Source organism: Streptomyces sp. NPDC001502, assembly GCF_042894785.1.
GTDB classification, from domain to species: Bacteria; Actinomycetota; Actinomycetes; order Streptomycetales; family Streptomycetaceae; genus Streptomyces; species Streptomyces kutzneri.
Window position 1 is genome coordinate 130436 of sequence record NZ_JBIAVW010000017.1, and the last position, 16101, is coordinate 146536.

General features: G+C 71.9%; 18 protein-coding genes. 8 read left to right on the top strand and 10 right to left on the bottom strand.

The features are described from left to right. Window positions 1–74: 74 nt before the first annotated feature. The gene (locus ACFY0D_RS27365) at window positions 75–839 is read right to left on the bottom strand and encodes a hypothetical protein (protein WP_390800705.1); all 765 of its coding nucleotides are present in this window, start codon (window positions 837–839) and stop codon (window positions 75–77) included. A gap of 169 nt (window positions 840–1008) precedes the next feature. Further along, window positions 1009–1380, bottom strand: coding sequence for a hypothetical protein (locus ACFY0D_RS27370; RefSeq protein WP_390800706.1), 372 nt, complete (start codon window positions 1378–1380; stop codon window positions 1009–1011). 198 nt (window positions 1381–1578) lie between these two features. Between ACFY0D_RS27370 and ACFY0D_RS27375 the strand changes: the two genes are divergently transcribed. Further along, window positions 1579–1854: a hypothetical protein gene (locus ACFY0D_RS27375; protein ID WP_390800707.1), complete on the top strand. Its 276-nt coding sequence runs from the start codon at window positions 1579–1581 to the stop codon at window positions 1852–1854. 81 nt (window positions 1855–1935) lie between these two features. After that, on the top strand, window positions 1936–3609 hold the full coding sequence (locus tag ACFY0D_RS27380; protein WP_390800709.1) for a HEAT repeat domain-containing protein: 1674 nt from the start codon (window positions 1936–1938) through the stop codon (window positions 3607–3609). A gap of 105 nt (window positions 3610–3714) precedes the next feature. Here the strand turns inward: ACFY0D_RS27380 and ACFY0D_RS27385 are convergent, their stop codons facing one another. Both ACFY0D_RS27385 and ACFY0D_RS27390 read right to left on the bottom strand, forming a co-directional pair. Further along, window positions 3715–4047, bottom strand: coding sequence for a DUF6480 family protein (locus tag ACFY0D_RS27385; RefSeq protein WP_390800710.1), 333 nt, complete (start codon window positions 4045–4047; stop codon window positions 3715–3717). 388 nt (window positions 4048–4435) lie between these two features. Beyond that, complete coding sequence (locus ACFY0D_RS27390; RefSeq protein ID WP_390800711.1) at window positions 4436–5098, bottom strand: deoxynucleoside kinase; 663 nt, start codon at window positions 5096–5098, stop codon at window positions 4436–4438. A gap of 403 nt (window positions 5099–5501) precedes the next feature. On the opposite strand from ACFY0D_RS27390, the gene ACFY0D_RS27395 reads away from it, so the two are divergent. Beyond that, complete coding sequence (locus ACFY0D_RS27395) at window positions 5502–6143, top strand: GNAT family N-acetyltransferase (protein ID WP_390800712.1); 642 nt, start codon at window positions 5502–5504, stop codon at window positions 6141–6143. A gap of 60 nt (window positions 6144–6203) precedes the next feature. On the opposite strand, the gene ACFY0D_RS27400 is transcribed toward ACFY0D_RS27395, so the two are convergent. The 6 genes from ACFY0D_RS27400 to ACFY0D_RS27425 form a co-directional block, all read right to left on the bottom strand. Then, window positions 6204–7112 carry an Imm49 family immunity protein gene (locus ACFY0D_RS27400; RefSeq protein ID WP_390800713.1) on the bottom strand — a complete coding sequence of 303 codons (909 nt, stop codon included), beginning with the start codon at window positions 7110–7112 and terminating at the stop codon, window positions 6204–6206. 124 nt (window positions 7113–7236) lie between these two features. After that, entirely contained in the window at window positions 7237–7671 is a 435-nt protein-coding gene (locus ACFY0D_RS27405) for a hypothetical protein (protein ID WP_390800714.1), read from the bottom strand. Window positions 7672–7731: 60 nt separating this feature from the next. Then, a complete protein-coding gene (locus ACFY0D_RS27410; RefSeq protein ID WP_390800715.1) occupies window positions 7732–9549 on the bottom strand; it encodes a serine/threonine-protein kinase in 1818 nt (605 codons plus the stop codon). A 186-nt stretch (window positions 9550–9735) separates the two neighbouring features. Next, window positions 9736–9987: an EF-hand domain-containing protein gene (locus ACFY0D_RS27415; RefSeq protein WP_301373710.1), complete on the bottom strand. Its 252-nt coding sequence runs from the start codon at window positions 9985–9987 to the stop codon at window positions 9736–9738. A 120-nt stretch (window positions 9988–10107) separates the two neighbouring features. After that, window positions 10108–10659 (bottom strand): rhodanese-like domain-containing protein, encoded by a 552-nt coding sequence (locus ACFY0D_RS27420; protein ID WP_390800716.1) that lies wholly within the window; start codon window positions 10657–10659, stop codon window positions 10108–10110. 289 nt (window positions 10660–10948) lie between these two features. Then, the gene (locus ACFY0D_RS27425) at window positions 10949–12175 is read right to left on the bottom strand and encodes a cytochrome P450 (protein WP_390800717.1); all 1227 of its coding nucleotides are present in this window, start codon (window positions 12173–12175) and stop codon (window positions 10949–10951) included. Between the two features lie 255 nt (window positions 12176–12430). Between ACFY0D_RS27425 and ACFY0D_RS27430 the strand changes: the two genes are divergently transcribed. From ACFY0D_RS27430 to ACFY0D_RS27450, 5 genes are all read left to right on the top strand, one after another. Continuing rightward, a complete protein-coding gene (locus tag ACFY0D_RS27430; protein WP_390800761.1) occupies window positions 12431–13096 on the top strand; it encodes a molybdopterin-dependent oxidoreductase in 666 nt (221 codons plus the stop codon). Continuing rightward, window positions 13038–13748 carry a cytochrome b/b6 domain-containing protein gene (locus ACFY0D_RS27435; RefSeq protein WP_390800718.1) on the top strand — a complete coding sequence of 237 codons (711 nt, stop codon included), beginning with the start codon at window positions 13038–13040 and terminating at the stop codon, window positions 13746–13748. The genes ACFY0D_RS27430 and ACFY0D_RS27435 overlap by 59 nt, the downstream gene beginning before the upstream one ends. Window positions 13749–13860: 112 nt before the next feature. Beyond that, on the top strand, window positions 13861–14250 hold the full coding sequence (locus ACFY0D_RS27440) for a GntR family transcriptional regulator (protein WP_390800719.1): 390 nt from the start codon (window positions 13861–13863) through the stop codon (window positions 14248–14250). After that, window positions 14247–15134, top strand: a complete 888-nt coding sequence (locus ACFY0D_RS27445) for an ABC transporter ATP-binding protein (protein WP_390800720.1) — start codon at window positions 14247–14249, stop codon at window positions 15132–15134. Before ACFY0D_RS27440 ends, ACFY0D_RS27445 begins: the two co-directional genes overlap by 4 nt. Beyond that, complete coding sequence (locus ACFY0D_RS27450; RefSeq protein ID WP_390800721.1) at window positions 15131–16063, top strand: ABC transporter permease; 933 nt, start codon at window positions 15131–15133, stop codon at window positions 16061–16063. Before ACFY0D_RS27445 ends, ACFY0D_RS27450 begins: the two co-directional genes overlap by 4 nt. The last annotated feature ends 38 nt before the right edge of the window (window positions 16064–16101 follow it).

Sequence of the window (16101 nt, forward strand, 5' to 3'; positions counted from 1 at the left end):
CGGCGGTTTGACCTTGCCACCACGGTCTCCGGGTCGCGATGGAGCGGCTCGGGGTCCTCGACGAACGCATCGCTTCACCGTTCACGATCCCACCGCAGCGCGGCGTACGTGGCAGGGAACGCGATGAGTGCCCAGATGGCCACCGCCATGCCCGCTGCCGTCCAAGCGTCCCAGAGCGTGAGGGAAAGGTACGACACGACCAGGGGTACGACGACCACGGACAGGCCTTTCGCCCAGCCGAAGCCGACCCGCGGTGTGACGGGGCGCCCGGTGGTGTGGCAGCGGGCCCTGCGGGCACTGCCGAACGCGGCGATGAAGGCCAGCGCCGTCGTCCAGACGCAGACCAGCGCGAGCCCGACGTACATGGTGGCCTCGTCGGGCAGCCCGGGGAGCGTCTCGACGGCTCCGTCGTGGCGTACGGAGACCTGGACGTCCCGCCAGGCGGTGACCTCCACCTCTTCGCCCGGCTTGACGAGTTGGGACAGCTCGCCATTCGAACGGAGGTTGAACGGCCGATCGGCGGGAGCCGGAACGGGGGCCTTCAACCGTACCTGGAAGACGCCCGCACCCTTGGGGCCGCTCTTGGCGTCCTGGGCGGAGAGGACGGTGGCACGGATCGTGCGCAGGCAGTCCTCCGTGCCCCGCACCACCTCCGCCTCGACACACGGCCGAGCTCCCAGGAACGCCTCTTCGTCGGCTATCTGACCTGTGCTCAGACTGCCTGCTGCAGCGCTGAGTCCGAGCAGTACCAGTCCCAGCAGCGCCCAGGCCGCCGCGAGCGTCCACTCGTACCGGGCCCGGGCCCGGGCACGGGCCGCCTCCTCCGGCTGTTCCGTCATGTCCAGCACCATGTCCGTATACCCCGCCTCTTCGCCGTGGGTCCGCTGACCCACTTCCCCCTGCGCGAACCCCCGTTCGACAGCAGTACGCGTCAACGACACTACGCCGCTCCACGGAACGTCCGCCGGAGGGGCGCGGCCGGCCCGGTCATGGCCAAGAGCCGCTCGCTCAGCCGAGGTTGAGGGTGCGGGCCACGAACGCCAGCGACAGCGGAGTCCCACCCGGTTCGCCGGCGCTCGCGGCTCCGGGAGGCGAGCAGTACTCCTCGACCGAGGGCTCCTCGACCGCGAAGAGGGGATCGGTTCCGGTCAGTTCGTAGAACCTGACCAGCTTCATGGCCGCCTCGACGGAGGCCTGCTGCTGTCCCTCGTGCCGGTGGCACGGACCGCCACCCGTCGCGATCACGCACGGCTTGCCCTTGGCGTTCGGTACCCGGCACCGCACCACCGGATCATGCGTGTGGCACAAACCCGACGGTCGCGCGTCGACCAGGCACCGTTCGCCCTTCTTCGTCGCCGCACGGCACTGATTCGCGATCATGACCGCCAAGGCTACTCGGCGCGCGTCGGCTCCTCACCAAGGGGCCCGGGTCGGCCGGGGGCGGGGCGCCGCGGACCTGGGCCGGTGAGGTGAACCTGTACGTCGGATGGCGGCGGGGCGGGTGGCAGCGGTGGCAGCCCGCCGGGACGGACCCGAGGCTCGTTCCCGGGGACGAGCACGAGGAAGGGGCAGCAGTCCATGCCGCATGCCAAAGAAGAAGAGGGTGTCGCCGCGCGCCCGATCGGTACGGTCGACCGGCCTCGGGGCCGAGCCGAACACCTGCGGACCGCGATCAGGCGGACCAACCTGCTCCCGGCGTTCCTGGTGCTCACGGTCATGATGGTGGCCCTGTGGCTGACGGGTATGCCGTTCCTCCAGGCCCTGACGATTTCCACCGCAGTGAAGATCGCGATGGTCCTGCTCGAACTCCGTCGGCTGCCCGGCCCCGGTGATCCGACCGGGCCGTCGGCCTGAGGAATCGCCTGGCCGCACCCTCTCCCGCAATGGCAGGATCCCCCGGACGGGGGACGGACGCTCGGGAGCGAGGCGGGGGACATGTGGGAGGCGCTGGACGCGGTGGACTGGCGGGCGCTGGAGCCGGTGGGACCCGACCATCCGGCCACCGACGTACCGAAGGTGCTGCGCCGCATAGCCCGGGCGGACGCCACCACCAGGCCGGAGGCCGTGGAGCGGGCGTACGCCGACCTACAGGACCTCCTGTGGTCCCCGGGGCGGTTCACCGACGTGGGCACGGCCGCGCTGCCGTTCCTGGTGGATCTCGCCCTCGACCCGGACACGATCCGACGGCCGGACCTGGTCGATCTGCTGACGTGCCTGGTCTGCGACGGTGAGGACGGGGGCCGTGGGGACGGGGGCGGGGAGGCCGACTCCGCACCGGCGGCGGCCTGGAGGCGGCAGTGGCCCCGCATCCGGAGGCTGCTCGACGACGGGGATCCTGTGGTGCGGCGGACCGCGCTGCGGCTGATCGCCGACCGGACCGGGCCCCTGCTGGAGCGGTGGCAGGAGGAGAGGGAACTCCCGGTCCGGGTGGCCCTGTTGCTGGCGCTGGGCCGGGCCGCGGCCGACGAGGACCGCACGGAGTCGACGAACGCCGAGGTACGGGCCGTGCTGGACGGTCTCCTGCACGGCGAGAATCCGGTGCTGCGGGTGGCGTCCGTGATCGCCGCAGCACCTTTGGATCCGCGGGCGGCGCTGCGTGCCCTCCCCATGCTGCTGGAGATCCTCGCCGACCCCGCGCTCGCCCCGGAGTTCGGGAAGGTCTGGTACACCCTGGACCGCGAAGTCCCGTACGAGCGCAATGACGTCGCCGCCTGCGTCGTGGAACTGCTGGAGCTCGACATGACGGTGGCGACCTCGTTCGTGGCCGGGCTGGCCGAGACCGGGAGCCGGATCGGCGACGCGGAGCTGCGCCGGTGCGCGCTGGACGAGGCGTGGCGACTGCTGGTGGCCCGGCCTTCCGTGGAAGCGGCCGTGCTGCCGCTGGCTGCCGGGCTGCTGGCCGACCCGGACGACGACGTGCGCTACCAGGCCGCACATCTGATGGCGGTGCTCGGCCACAGGGCGGCACCGCACGCCGACCGGCTCGCGGCGCTCCTCGACGACCCCGGGGAATCGACGTTCTTCGAGGGCCGCATCGGTGACCACGCGCGGTGGGCCCTGACCCGGATCGGGGACCCTCGCGCACTGCCCGGGCTCGTCGAGCGGCTCGTCGCGCCCTACCGGGACGTGCAGGGCCACGGCTTCTTCCCGGGTGAACCCCGGCAGCCGGACGTCGCCGACGTCCTCCGGCCGCTGCGCGCATACGCCGGAGTGCTTCTGCCCGCGGTACGAGAAGCCCTTCGGGACGAGGTCTCCCGCGCGGGGTGGCTGGTCGAGGACCTACGCAAGGTGCTCCACGCGTGGGGGGAGAACCCGCTGCTGCCCGGTGAGCCCGCGCCGTACCCGCAGCCGTGGGAACCGCCGTTGCCGGAACCGGCGCAGGCAGAGGCAACGGTGCTGGCATTCGCCGCCGGCGGGCAGTGGCACTGGACGTTCCCCCCTGCCCTCGACGCGCTCACGCACCACGGAACCCTCACCCCACCGGTCCGGGAAGCCCTCACCGCACTGGGGGCCGCGGACCGCCGGCTCTCGGAGTACGGCGACTACCGGGCGGTCCTCCAGGACGAGGAGATCCGCGCACGGATCGACAGGTTGCTCGCGCTGCCGTAGTGCCGCCGCCGCCCGTGCGCGACTCCCTACACCCGCACGGGACGGTCTCGGCCGGGTCCGGACGGTTCGGGCAGCCGGCGCCGACGCCGGAGCCGGCGCCGGTTCCTAGGCGGACCTGCGGCGCAGAGCCCGGCGGACCACGTACAGGACGACGAGCAGCACGATGACGACGACCACGACGATCAAGAGCTTCTTGAACAGCCCGCTCTTCTTCTTGGTCTTCTTGCCCTTCTTGCTCCCGGTGGTGGCCTTGACCTGGGACGACGCCGGTGCGTGGAGACCGGTTGCCACGCCGGCCCCGGCGCGGAGACCACTGTGCGCAAGTGCTGCGGCGGCAGGAGCCTGCCGGGCCGCCGGAGCGGCTGCCGAGGCGGTCGCCGAAGGGCCCAGCAGCAGCCCTGCGAGCACGAAGAGCGGGATGAGTGCCGCTGCGGCCATCGGGCGCTTCTTCGGATTGCTGTTCGTTGTCACTGTTTCCCCTGTTCTCCCCTGCCCCGGCCGGGCCCGGTGGGATCCGGAAGGCCGTGGCTTGGAAGCATCGTCGACGAGTTCGACCGCCCCGGCAAGGACTTGGAGGCAGTGGGCGCGCTCACCCCGTACGCGGGCCCGTCGGCGGACCCTCGGCGGACCCCGGGCGAGAGCCGGGACCCTGGCAGTCTGGCGGTCTGGGCGCATGGGGACGGGCGGCTGCGGAGGGAACGCAGGGCCCGGAGGGCCGACGGCGCCCGGGGCCGCCGCAAGGCCTGCGCCCGGACGGTGACACACCCGTCCGGCCACGGCCTCCGGGTCGCAGCGACCCTGGCGGAAGGATCAGAACCGGGGCGGTTCAGACCCGGTGCGCCACCGTCGCCAGGGCGTCCTTGACTTCCTGCACCACGCGGGCCGCGTCCTCGGGGTTGTTCACCACGTCCGTGTGGTTCATGTCGATGACGAGGACATCGCTGGCCGAGTAGTGCTTGTGCACCCAGTCGTCGTAGCCGGACCACAGCGTCCGGTAGTACTCGACGAGGCTCTCGTCCTGTTCGAAACCGCGGCCCCGCAGACCGATACGGTGCAGCACCGTCTCGAAGTCCGCCTTGAGGTAGACCATGAGGTCGGGCGCCTTGCGGTACGGCAGGCCGTCGATCTCGCGCATCATCTCGCTCAGCAGCCCCTCGTACACCTGCATCTCGAGGGAGCTGATCCGGCCCAGGTCGTGATTGACCTTGGCGAAGTACCAGTCCTCGTAGATGGACCGGTCGAGGACGTTGTCCCCCTGCTTGTACGCCTCCTTGATCGAGGCGAACCGGGTCTGCAGGAAGTAGAGCTGCAGCAGGAAGGGGTAGCGCTTCGCCTGGATCTCTTCGGGGCTCGCCGTGTAGAAGAGCGGAAGGATCGGATTGTCTTCCACGCTCTCGTAGAAGACGTCGCTGCCCAGCTCCTTGGCGAGCAGCTCGGCCACACTCGTCTTGCCGATGCCGATCATGCCTCCGACGCAGATCACTGGCATACCTCACTTCTCCCTGGGGGTCTTCTGTTCGTGGGCGGGTGGGCTGTGCGCCCCACACCACTGAGACGCACGCCGGCGGTCACGCGATTCCCCGGGATCTTCATGATCAGCGTCATGTGGTCGCCGTCCGGACCAGGGCCCTGACTCAGGCTGCTCTCCTCGACCGGTCGGCCTGACCGTTCCGCAGTCGCCGCGCAGAGCGACGAGCCGCAGCCCAACGGCCGTCTTGAATCTTAAATGACGATCAGCTCCGCCTCGTCCAGGGCGCCGACACCCTCCACGGCCCGGCCCCCTCGGGAACGCTTTCTAGGGGTGTCTATAGTTAGGGCAGCCTAACCTTCGTGTCGTGCGAGGGCTCCCCGCCCTCGCACGCCCTTGCCGACCGAGCAGAAACGGAACCTGTATGAGACCCGAGTGCTCTGCCCTCGTCGCCCCGCGCGCGGACGTCCTGACCGAGACCGTCGAAGGCTTCGGCACGGTCCGTTTCACCCCGGTCGACCCCGTCGCGGACTCCGCCGTGCTGCACGCCTGGGTCGTCGAGGAGCGGGCGCGGTTCTGGGGCATGAACGGCGTCAGCCGGGAACTGGTCCAGGAGATCTACGAGGACGTGGACCGCCGCGATACGCACCACGCGTTCATGGTCCGGCTGAACGACGAGCCGGTGGCGCTCTTCCAGACGTACGAGCCCACCGAGGACCGGGTCAGCGACTGCTACACGGTGCGGAAAGGCGACATCGGCGTCCATTTGATGCTGGCCCCGGTGACCGGACGGCCCCGGCCCGGATTCAGCAGGACCCTGATCGGGTCGCTCATCCGGTTCACCTTCCGCGATCCGGCCGTCCTGCGCGCGGTGGCCGAGCCCGACGCCTCCAACGACAAGGCGCTCGCCCTGCTGAACCGGCTCGGCTTCGTCCGGGAGGGCGAGATCACCCTCCCGGAGATCGACCTGCCCGAGGTGTACCTCCCGGAGAAGCGGGCCGTGCTCGCATTCCTCGACCGCCCCGCCCTCCTCCCGGCCCCCGTGGCGGCCGTCCGCCACGCCTGACGGCTCTCCCCTCGGTCCCGTCATGGGCGAGGACCAGCTCCAGGAACTGGAGGCGACGGCCTACTGGCTCGGGGCGCGCAGCAGGCCCGTCGGAAGGTAACCGGAGCGCACGTTCAGCTCCCAGCCGTGTGCCTGTACGGCGAGGGCCGCCAGGGCGACGGCTGTGACCGGCAGCAGCGTCCTCGGGGCGGCATCCGCACCGGCGCCGTCGCGGTGTTCCAGGAGACGGCCGGCCAGGGCCTGCTCGAACGCCGGCTGGTCGTCGTCGAGGAGTACGCGCAGCAGCCGCTGGTCGGCGGTCGGTGTGCCCGCCTCGTCGAGCCGCGCGGCGGCCGCGGCGCGCTCCTCCGCGTCCGGTGTGCGCAGGGGCGGCACCCCGGACGCGACCCAAGGTGACCAGGGCGTCTCGACCAGGTGGAGGTAGGCGCAGAGCGCGTCCATCTCGGCGAGCTCGGCGGGCTCGGAGACCGAGCTCAGGGACGAGTGAGGAAGCCCGGCGTGGAACATCGGAGCGTAGTCCGTCTTCAGCAGAGGACCGATCATCCTGGCCGGTTCCCAGAGCAGTCCGGTGATCACGCTCAGCGCGAAGGTGTCCACCCAGACCTGCGCCGTGGGAGCCTGGTCGACCGCGTCGCCGAAGGCGAAGTCCTCGCTGCTGAGCTCCTCGTCGATGAGGGGGAAGAAGACCTCGAAGTCCCCTCCCGGGCATGTTCCGAGCGTCAGAACACCGAGCGCGCACTCCGCCGCTGTCCGCAGGGCCAGCCGGCCGGCCGCGCTTTCCAGTGGTGGATCCTGTTGGGTGAGGGCGCCGACGTGGTCGAGGAGTTCGTCGCCCGTCTCCTGTATTCCCTTGATGGACAGGCTGTCGTAGCGCAGGCTGTGCCAGCGGCCGAAGGTCCGGCTGCCGATGCCCTCCAGGGCTCGACTCGTCCGGTCCTCGCCGACCTCATGACGCGCTACTTCCCGCATGGATGCCGTCCTCCCCGTCGGACCAGGCCGGCAGAGACCCTGCCGCCCTCGTCGCCGATCTTCAAGGAGCCATGTTCTCCGATACGGCGGCCTGCTGTGCGCGGCCGGCCGCGGACGTGAACTCCTACGCGACCCAGCAGTAGACGCCCTGGCCCTGACGGCGGGCACCCCTGACGAGCGCCGCCAGGTCGCCCACGATCGAGTCGGCGGTCTCCGCGTCGATGATCTCGCCGTCCTCCGCTCGGAGCCGAACCCACGAGGCGGCGACGTCACGCAGCCCGGACGGTCCGGTGTCCGCGAGTGCGACGGACAGGCCGGGCGAGATGGCGAAGACGACACATCCGCCGTTGTCCAGGCCGGCGACGATACGCGGCTCGCCGGCTTCGACGAGTTCCTCGAAGCCGGCGCCGGTGAGAAGGCATTCCCACTCGACGACGGCCTCCTCGGGGTCGAAGTTGCCGAAGGAGAGCGACTCGCCGGCCCGTCCCGGGCCGGTCTGCAGGACCAGAGCTGCCGTGGTGTCGTCCGGTGCCACGAAGAACTCGACGATGATGCTCACCCGGGCATCATGCCCGACCGGCCGAACCCGTGAACGGCCGGAAGAGCCGGAAGAGACGGCCTAGTTCTTCGCCGCGGCCTCGGCGTTGCGCCAGACCGTCAGGTCGACGGTGATGAACCTGGTCTCTTCCTTCACGCCCGACCTGCCGCGGAAGGTCGCCAGCGTGATGTGGCCGGCCTTGCTCAGCACGCAGACCTGCGACCCGTCCGTGAGCTGGTCGAGGCCGATCTTCTCGGTGAAGCGGGTCACGGCGCGGCAGGTCTCCAGGGAGCCCTTCTCGGAGTTGTTCAGCAGGACGAGTTTGCCGTTCGCGGTACCGAACTTCTCGTCCCCGAACAAGGTGTCCCGGAAGTAGAAGAGGTCCCCGTCCCCGTAGAGCACCCCGGCGCCGGTCGGTTCCTCGGCCGGGCGCGGCGGGTTGTCGGCGAACATCAACTGGTGGTTCTGGGGCACCTCGATGCCCTGGTACGAGACCGGCTGCGGGTCGGGCCGCTTCTGCGCGGCACCCGAAGAGGCACTGCCGCCGCCGGACGCCTTGTCGCCGCCGCCCTTCTCGGAGCCGTCAGGCAGCAGGGACCCGAGGACAGCGAGCCCGATGACCGCCGCCGCGACCGCCCCGACGACGATCAGTCCCGTCCGCTTGGGGCGCGGCGGAGCGGTCGGACCGGGCGGACCGGGAACGAAGCCCTGGGCGTGGAACGGCGGCGGCGTGCTGTGGCCCGGGGCGTACGAGGGCTGCGTGTACGGGGGCTGCTGCGGCTGCGGGTACGAAGGCTGCGCGTACGGGGGCGGCGTCCGGTAGCCCGGGGGCACGGCCCCGGGAGTCCCCGCCGCCGGAGCTGTCTGCGTCGGCGCCGCGGCAGCCACATCGGTCGGTGTGTACCCGGGCGCGGCGGGTACCGCCGGGGCCGGCGACTGCGGCGCCGAGACCTCGGTCGGAGTCGGTGCCGGTGCCGGAGTAGGCGCCGGTGCGGGCAGCCGAAGCCGCTCGGTGATGGAACCGGCGACGGCCTGCGGCAGCCAGTCCTCGCCCTGGCGCAGCGGGGCCTGGGAGGCCGCGTTGCACAGCTCGATGATCTCGGTCAGGGTCGGCCGGTCGGCCGGGTCGCGGCTGAGGCAGCGGGTCACCACCGGCCGCAGCTCCTCGGGCAGGGCGCTGAGGTCGGGGTCCTCGTGCACGATCCGGTAGAGCACCGCGTGCGAGGGCCCGTCGCCGAAGACGGACGCCCCGATCGCGGTGAAGGCCGCGATCTGCCCGAGGGCGAAGACGTCGGTGGCCGGGGTGACCGTCCCGGCCGAGGCCTGTTCGGGCGCCATGAACGCCGGGGTGCCGACGCTGACGCCGGTACTCGTCAGGGCGGTGGAGTCGGCGGCCCGGGCGATGCCGAAGTCGATGACGCGCGGGCCGTCGGAGGCGAGCAGCACGTTGGCGGGCTTCAGGTCCCGGTGGACGATGCCCGCGCCGTGGATGACGTGCAGCGCCTCGGCGACCCCGACGGTAAGCAGCAGCACGCTGCGCACCGGCAGCGCGCCGTGCCGGGCCACGGCGTGGGCGAGCGAGGGACCCGGCACGTAGGCCGTGGCCAGCCAGGGCTGGGCGCCCTCGGTGTCCGAGTCGATGACCGGCGCGGTGTAGAGCCCCTGGACCCGCTCCGCGGCCCGCACCTCCTGCTGGAAGCGCCGCCGGAACTCGGGGTCCTCGCTGAACTCGGGCCGGATCACCTTGATGGCGATGGGCCGGCCGCCCGGCGTGTAGGAGAGGTAGACCTTGCCCATGCCGCCCGCGCCCAGCACGGCCGCCAGGCGGTAGCCGCCCACGACGGCCGGGTCGTCCGCCGTGAGCGGCTGGAAGAAGTCGGCGGAAGGTGCGCTGCCCATGGGGACTCATCTCTGATTGCGGCGATCCAGCACCTGCCGGCGCCCGTAAGTCAACCGAGAGCGTACCCAATGCCCGGACCGGCCTCGCCCCGCCCCGCCCCGTCCCGGACCGTCGCGCCGACTCCGGGAGTTGGCGGCGCAGGCCGCGGTCGTCGAACGGTGGAGGCCGGCTCGGCGGATCCGCCGCTACCAGCCGAAGCGCCGGTCGACCACGGCCGCGAACTCCTCGAACGTCAGCACGCGGTCGCCGTTCTGGTCGGCCGCGTCGAAGAGCGCCGAGGAGTCGTCGGTGCCCCCGACACCCCAGACGGGGATGGCTCCCTGCGCCGCGAGGGTCGGACCCTTGGAGCGCAGGGCACCGATGACCTCGGCGCGGGTCAGCGTGCCGTCCTGGTCGAGGTCGAGGGCGTCGAACAGGCGCCGGGCCTTCTCACTCATCACGTGGTCCTCTCAGCGGTACACGCACCGCCCCGCGGGCGGCGCGTCCTGTACCTGAGGACGTCGTGGATCCCTGAGGGGTTGCCCCGCCGGTGCCGGTTTCGGCGGGGCCGGGCGTGCTCAGGGATGAATCCCGGCCCCCCGGCGGTTGAAGGGCAGCCTGCCGAGTACGACCGCCATCCCGCAGGTGTTGGTGAGCGCGGAGAACACCAGCCCGCCCCCGACCGCCGCGGACAGCAGCGCGAGGGAGGGGTGCAGGAGCAGCCCGAGCGCCAGGCCGAGCAGTACGCAGACGCCCGCGGCGAAGCGGACCTGGCGCTCCATCGCCCAGACGGCCCGCTTCCGGGAGCCGTCGGGATGCTGAAGGACATGGCCCTCGGCGGTCCAGGCCTGGGTGCCGCCCGTGAGGCTCGATGCGGGGATGCCGCGGGAGGCCAGGGTATCGGCGGCGCTCGTAGAACGGGCACCGGAGGCGCACACCACGAGCAGGGGCTTGCTTTCGGCGGCCCGCCGCAGCTCCGGCAGGCTCCGTGTGAGCCGGTCGAGGGGGACGTTGACGGCGTCCGGCAGGTGGCCGGAAGCGAACTCGCCCGGAGTCCGGACGTCGACGACGGTCAGCTCGGACAGCCGTGGTTGCGCCTGGCTGACGTCGAGGAGGGTGGGGACACTCATGGCGGACCTGGTCCTTGGCAGAGGGGGAGGGGTTCGGCGCGGCGAGCGACGCCGTTGCCATGCCGGGGATGTTAGGTACCGGGGGACGGCCCGGCCAGGGGCCGGCGAACCCTGCCACGGGACCGCCACATGCCGGCAACAACCGGAAACAACCGGAAACGAACGGCGGCGGGCAGGCAGGAGACGAGCGGCGGGAGACAAGGGGCGGGCAGGCCACGGCCCGGTCGGCGCCACACCCACACCCGCGCCCCGCGTTCCGCGCAACTCGGACGAGTGAACGGCCGCCGTGTCACCAGGTGACGTACAGGGCCTGCGGTGAGCGGTGGATCAGCGTGGGCCGCATCTGCGGCCGTGGACGGTCCCGGTCCAGCCGCAGCTCCGGCATGCGGCGGATGAACAGGTCGAGGGTCAGGCGGAGCTGATCGCGGGCCAGTTGCGAACCGGGGCAGCCGTGGGTCCCGTACCCGAAGGCGAGGTGCTGCCGGTTCGCGGGCCGGGTGATGTCGAACTCCCCCGCTCGCTCGTACCGTTGCTCATCGCGGTTGGCCGAGCCGTACGCCACCAGCACCGTGGCCGCCGCGGGCAGTTCGGTCCCGGCGAGCGTCACCGGCCGGGTGGTGGTCCGCCGGAAGGCCTGGATGGCGGTGTCGTGGCGGACGGCCTCCTCCACCGCCGCCGGGATCAGGGACGGATCGGCGCGGAGCATCCGCCACTGCCGCCGGTCGCCGAGCAGGTGCAGCAGCATCGTGCCGATGAGGGCGCTCGTGGTGAGGAATCCGGCGATCAGCAGGTTCTGCAGGCTGGTCACCAGTTCGTGGCGCTGTTCGAGGGTGAGCTCGGCGTCACCGGGAGCCAGGGCCGCCACCATGGTCGAGCACATGTCGTCCCGGGGCCGCTCGCGCCGGTCGCGGACGTACCCGTCCAGCAGGTGCTGGAGCGCGACCACGTCCTCGGCGGCGGCCACCTGCCCCTCCGGCGACAGCGGGCGGAACAGCAGCTCCTCGGCCCGGTAGCCGCCGTGCACGGCCGCGGGCACGTCGGCGGGGTCCAGGCCGATCAGCCGTCCGACCACCATCCCGGGCAGCCGCCGGGCGTACGCCTCCACCAGCTCCGTCGACCCGCCCGCCGCGAAGCCGTCCACCAGCTCGCTGGCGCACGTCCGGGCGTACGGCAGCAGCGCTGCCACCCGGGCGGCGGACAGCCCCCGGTTCAGCGGGGCCCGGTGCCGCCGGTGGGCCGCGCCGTCGCTGGACACGACGGTGGGCCGGGGGCCGAACCCGCGTGGCAGGACGCCGAGGGCCGCTTCCGAGAGCGGGATGTCCGGGAGCAGCGCATGGGCCGAGGAGAAGTCCTCCGCACGCAGCAGCACCTCCCGTACGTCCCGGTCGCGCGCCACCAGCCACGCGTCGAACTCGGGCACGTACGTCAGCCCCTCGGCCCGGCGGGCACGCTCGTAGAGCGGATAGGGGTCGCGGTACAGCTCGTCACGCCGCGCCTGGTCGTCGTGCCGAGCCACTGGGACCTCCGGATCGCGGGCGGGACCGGGCCGGGGTCACCGCCGTGGGTGACCTCGGGTGCGCCGGGTCATCCTGCCCGAAATGCGCCCGGCCCGGTAGGGCGCCTGCCGGGAGACCGGAAGGATCTGTGACGGAAGTCTGACGTCGCGCCGGTCTCCCTGGTGTCCAGCACCCCGGGGTGCTGGAATCAAGGGGTGACGACAGACCACCCCGACTTCGAGGGAACCCCCGTCGGTCGCCGTCTCGTGCTCGGCATGCTCGGGCTCGGCGCCGGGGGCCTCGTCGCCGCTCCGTACGTGCAGCGCGGGATCGAGGCCTTCCTCGGGGCCGCCTCGGACAAGGACCCGACCGGGCTCACCGGGCTGCTTCCCAACGGGGGCGGCTTCCGCTACTACTCCGTCGCCACCTCCGTACCGCGCAAGGACGAGCAGAACTACCGGCTCACCGTGGACGGCCTGGTCGAGCGCCCTGCGACGTACACCCTCGACGCCCTGCGCGCGCTGCCGCAGAACCGTGTCGTGAGGGACGTGCAGTGCGTCACCGGCTGGCGGGTCCCGGAGACCCCCTTCGCCGGCGTCAGGCTGTCCCTGTTGCTGGACGCCGCCGGTGTCAGCCCCGAGGCCAAGGCGATCCGCTTCACCTGCTTCGACGGCACGTACAGCGAGAGCCTCACGCTGCCGCAGGCCCGACGGGACGACGTGCTGGTCTGTCTGCAGATGCAGGACAAGCCGGTCAGCCACTCGCACGGCGGCCCGGTCCGGCTCTACGTCGCACCGATGTACTTCTACAAGTCGGCGAAATGGCTCTCCGGGATCACCGTCACGTCCGAGGTGCGACCCGGCTACTGGGAGGAGCGGGGCTATGACGTCGACGCCTGGGTCGGCGGGTCCAACGGGCGCAGTGACACCCCCACCGTCTGAACCGACCCGACGGGTCGCCAGGTTCACCCGTGCCGAGCGCTGGGTCCACCGCGTGACCGCCGCGCTGACCCTGCTGTGCGTGGCGACCGCGGCCGCTCTGTACGTACCGCAGCTCGCCGAGCTGGTCGGCCGCAGGGACCTCGTGGTGACGGTCCACGAATGGGCCGGGATCCTGCTGCCCGCGCCGTTCCTGGCCGGTCTCGCCTCTGCCGCCTTCCGGGCCGATCTGCGCAGGCTGAACCGCTTCGGACCGCACGACAGGAGGTGGCTGCGCGCGGTGCGGCGACGCGACCGCCGGCGCGCATCGCGGCCCGCGGGGAAGTTCAACGCCGGCCAGAAGATCTATGCGTCGTGGATCGCGGGCGCTGTCCTGGTGATGCTGGCGACCGGTGTGCTGATGTGGTTCACGCACCTGACACCGCTGGTGTGGCGCACCAGTGCCACCTTCGTGCACGACTGGCTGGCCCTGGCCATAGGGGTGGTCCTGGCCGGGCACATCAGGATGGCGCTCGCCGATCCGGAGGCACGCAGGGGGATGCGCACCGGGTCCGTCGAGCGGCCCTGGGCGGAGCGGGAGCACCCGCTGTGGCTGAGGAACGAGCCCGCGGACCAGCACGCCGAACGGCCGGAGGAGGGCACAGAGGCCGGCTGAGCGAAGCTTGGCGACTGCGTGTGCCGTCCCCCTTGATTCCAGCGCGAGTTGACAACCGTCCCACCCCTGCACCACCCTTTCACTACTTCCTTAGTGAAAGGGTGGTGTTGGCGTGCTGGAATACCGCATCGACCGGCGCAGCGGCATCGCCACGTACGTGCAGATCGTCCAGCAGACCAAGCAGGCCCTGCGCCTGGGCCTGCTGGAGCCGGGCGACAAGCTGCCGACGGCGCGGGAGGTCGTGGAAGCCACCGCGATCAACCCGAACACCGTCCTCAAGGCCTACCGCGAACTGGAACGCGAAGGCCTCGTCGAGGCGAAGCGGGGGCTGGGCACCTTCATCCGGAAGTCCCTGGGCAGTGCCGCGGCCGGTTCTCCGCTGCACGACGAACTCGCCGACTGGGCCCGGCGGGCCCGCGAGGCCGGCCTGGAGCGCGACGACGTGGCCGCGCTCTTCACATCCGTACTGGAACGACACTTCGAGGGGGACGGCGAAGCATGACGGAAACCGTGTTGGAGGCGGAGGGCCTCGGGCTGCGCCACGGACGCAGGGGAGGCTGGGCGCTGCGCGACTGCTCCTTCCGTCTCCCCGCAGGCCGGGTCTGCGCGCTCGTCGGGCCCAACGGCGCCGGGAAATCCACCCTGTTGAGCCTCGCCGCCGGCCTCGTGCTCCCCACGGAAGGCACCCTGCGCACCGTGCCGCGCGAGACGCTCGCGTACGTCGGGCAGAACAAGCCCCTCTACCCGCAGTTCACCGTCGGCGAGACCTTGCGGATGGGCCGTGAGCTCAACCCGGGGCGCTGGGACGCGGCGACGGCGGAGCGGATCGTCGAGGCCGGGGGGCTCGACCCGCGTACCAAGGTCCGTACCCTCTCCGGCGGGCAGCGCACCCGCGTCGCCCTGGCCCTGGCCCTCGGCAAGCGCCCCGGCCTGCTGCTCCTCGACGAGCCGATGGCCGATCTCGACCCGCTCGCCCGGCGCGAGCTCATGGGCACTCTGATGGCCGATGCCGCCGACAACGGCACCTCTCTGGTGATGTCCTCGCACATCCTCACCGAGCTGGAGGGCGCCTGCGACCACCTCCTGCTCGTCGACGGCGGCCGGATCCGCCTGTCCGGCCCGGTCGACGAGGTCGTCGCGGCTCACCGACTGCTCACCGGCCCCGCCTCAGCCTCCGCCCGGCTGACCGGCCACACCGTCGTCGAGGCCCGTACGACCGGCCGACAGCTCACCGCCCTCGTGCGGCCGCGGGGGCCGGTCGACCACCGGGTCTGGCAGACGGCCCACCCGACCCTGGAGGAACTCCTGCTCGCCCATCTGCGTTCCCCCGACGCCCCGTCCTTCACCACCGAGGACTCCCTCACCACGACGGGGGTGCGGGCATGAACGGCCTGACGCTGAAAGGCCCGTACTGGGTCGCCGCCCGCCAGCACCGGCGCGCGCTGTGGGTGCTGCCCGCCGTCGTGGCCACCGGTCTCGTCGCCGTGATCGCCCTGCGCTCCTGGGGCGCGGGCCTGTCCTCCGGGCGGCTGGGCGCACCGTTGCCGAACCACGGCCACGAGCTGCTGTACTTCCTCATGGAGTACGCAGGTACGGGCCTGTTGTTCCTGCCGTTGCTGGTGGGGGCCTTCGTGGCCGGCCCGATGACGGCCCGCGAGCTGGAGAGCGGCACCTGGCGGCTCGCCCTCACCCAGTCGACCACCCCGAGGACCTGGCTCGGCTCGAAAGTCCTGGTGGCGGCAGTGGTGTCGGTGCTCGGCTCCGCCGCAGTCGCCGGGGTCTACCGCCTCGGCTGGGTGAAGGTGCCCGGCACGTACCAGCTCTTCTGGGCGGACCCCGGGACGTACGTGGCCGCCGGCCCGGTGCTCGCCGCCTACTGCCTGCTCGGCGTGGCCCTCGGCGTGACCGTCGGCCAGCTGGTCCGGCGGACGCTGGTCTCCATGGCCCTCACCGGGGTGCTCACCGGCTTGGTGCTGCTGGGCGTCGGAGCGCTGCGATGGTCGTTCCTCCCCATGGAGACCCGCACGATGCCGCTGAAGGGGAACCTCATGGACGCGATGCCGACCTCCGCCCTGATGATGGACACGGGGCTGCTCACTTCCACCGGTGAGCGCCTGCCCGAGTACGCCTGCTTCGAGCGGACCCAGAACCTGCGCGTCTGCCCGGCGGACATGGACGTGACCGGCTGGTACGTGGAGTTCCACCCGGTCTCGCACTACTGGCCGACGCAGCTCATCGAGAGCTCGCTGGTCCTGGCCCTGGCCGGCGTCGCCCTGTACGCCGCCTTCCGGCTGGTCGGCGCACGGCGCGCCTGACCCCCCGGCCGGGGCGGCGTACGGCAGATGGCGGACGG

Coding starts and splice junctions, on each gene's coding strand:
- ACFY0D_RS27370 (WP_390800706.1), bottom strand. CDS start 1,380: ATGATCGCGAATCAGTGCCGTGCGGCGACGAAGAAGGGCGAACGGTGC.
- ACFY0D_RS27390 (WP_390800711.1), bottom strand. CDS start 5,098: ATGCCAGTGATCTGCGTCGGAGGCATGATCGGCATCGGCAAGACGAGT.
- ACFY0D_RS27435 (WP_390800718.1), top strand. CDS start 13,038: ATGACGTCGACGCCTGGGTCGGCGGGTCCAACGGGCGCAGTGACACCC.
- ACFY0D_RS27395 (WP_390800712.1), top strand. CDS start 5,502: ATGAGACCCGAGTGCTCTGCCCTCGTCGCCCCGCGCGCGGACGTCCTG.
- ACFY0D_RS27420 (WP_390800716.1), bottom strand. CDS start 10,659: ATGAGTGTCCCCACCCTCCTCGACGTCAGCCAGGCGCAACCACGGCTG.
- ACFY0D_RS27380 (WP_390800709.1), top strand. CDS start 1,936: ATGTGGGAGGCGCTGGACGCGGTGGACTGGCGGGCGCTGGAGCCGGTG.
- ACFY0D_RS27450 (WP_390800721.1), top strand. CDS start 15,131: ATGAACGGCCTGACGCTGAAAGGCCCGTACTGGGTCGCCGCCCGCCAG.
- ACFY0D_RS27415 (WP_301373710.1), bottom strand. CDS start 9,987: ATGAGTGAGAAGGCCCGGCGCCTGTTCGACGCCCTCGACCTCGACCAG.
- ACFY0D_RS27410 (WP_390800715.1), bottom strand. CDS start 9,549: ATGGGCAGCGCACCTTCCGCCGACTTCTTCCAGCCGCTCACGGCGGAC.
- ACFY0D_RS27385 (WP_390800710.1), bottom strand. CDS start 4,047: ATGGCCGCAGCGGCACTCATCCCGCTCTTCGTGCTCGCAGGGCTGCTG.
- ACFY0D_RS27400 (WP_390800713.1), bottom strand. CDS start 7,112: ATGCGGGAAGTAGCGCGTCATGAGGTCGGCGAGGACCGGACGAGTCGA.
- ACFY0D_RS27430 (WP_390800761.1), top strand. CDS start 12,431: ATGCTCGGGCTCGGCGCCGGGGGCCTCGTCGCCGCTCCGTACGTGCAG.
- ACFY0D_RS27375 (WP_390800707.1), top strand. CDS start 1,579: ATGCCGCATGCCAAAGAAGAAGAGGGTGTCGCCGCGCGCCCGATCGGT.
- ACFY0D_RS27445 (WP_390800720.1), top strand. CDS start 14,247: ATGACGGAAACCGTGTTGGAGGCGGAGGGCCTCGGGCTGCGCCACGGA.
- ACFY0D_RS27365 (WP_390800705.1), bottom strand. CDS start 839: ATGACGGAACAGCCGGAGGAGGCGGCCCGTGCCCGGGCCCGGGCCCGG.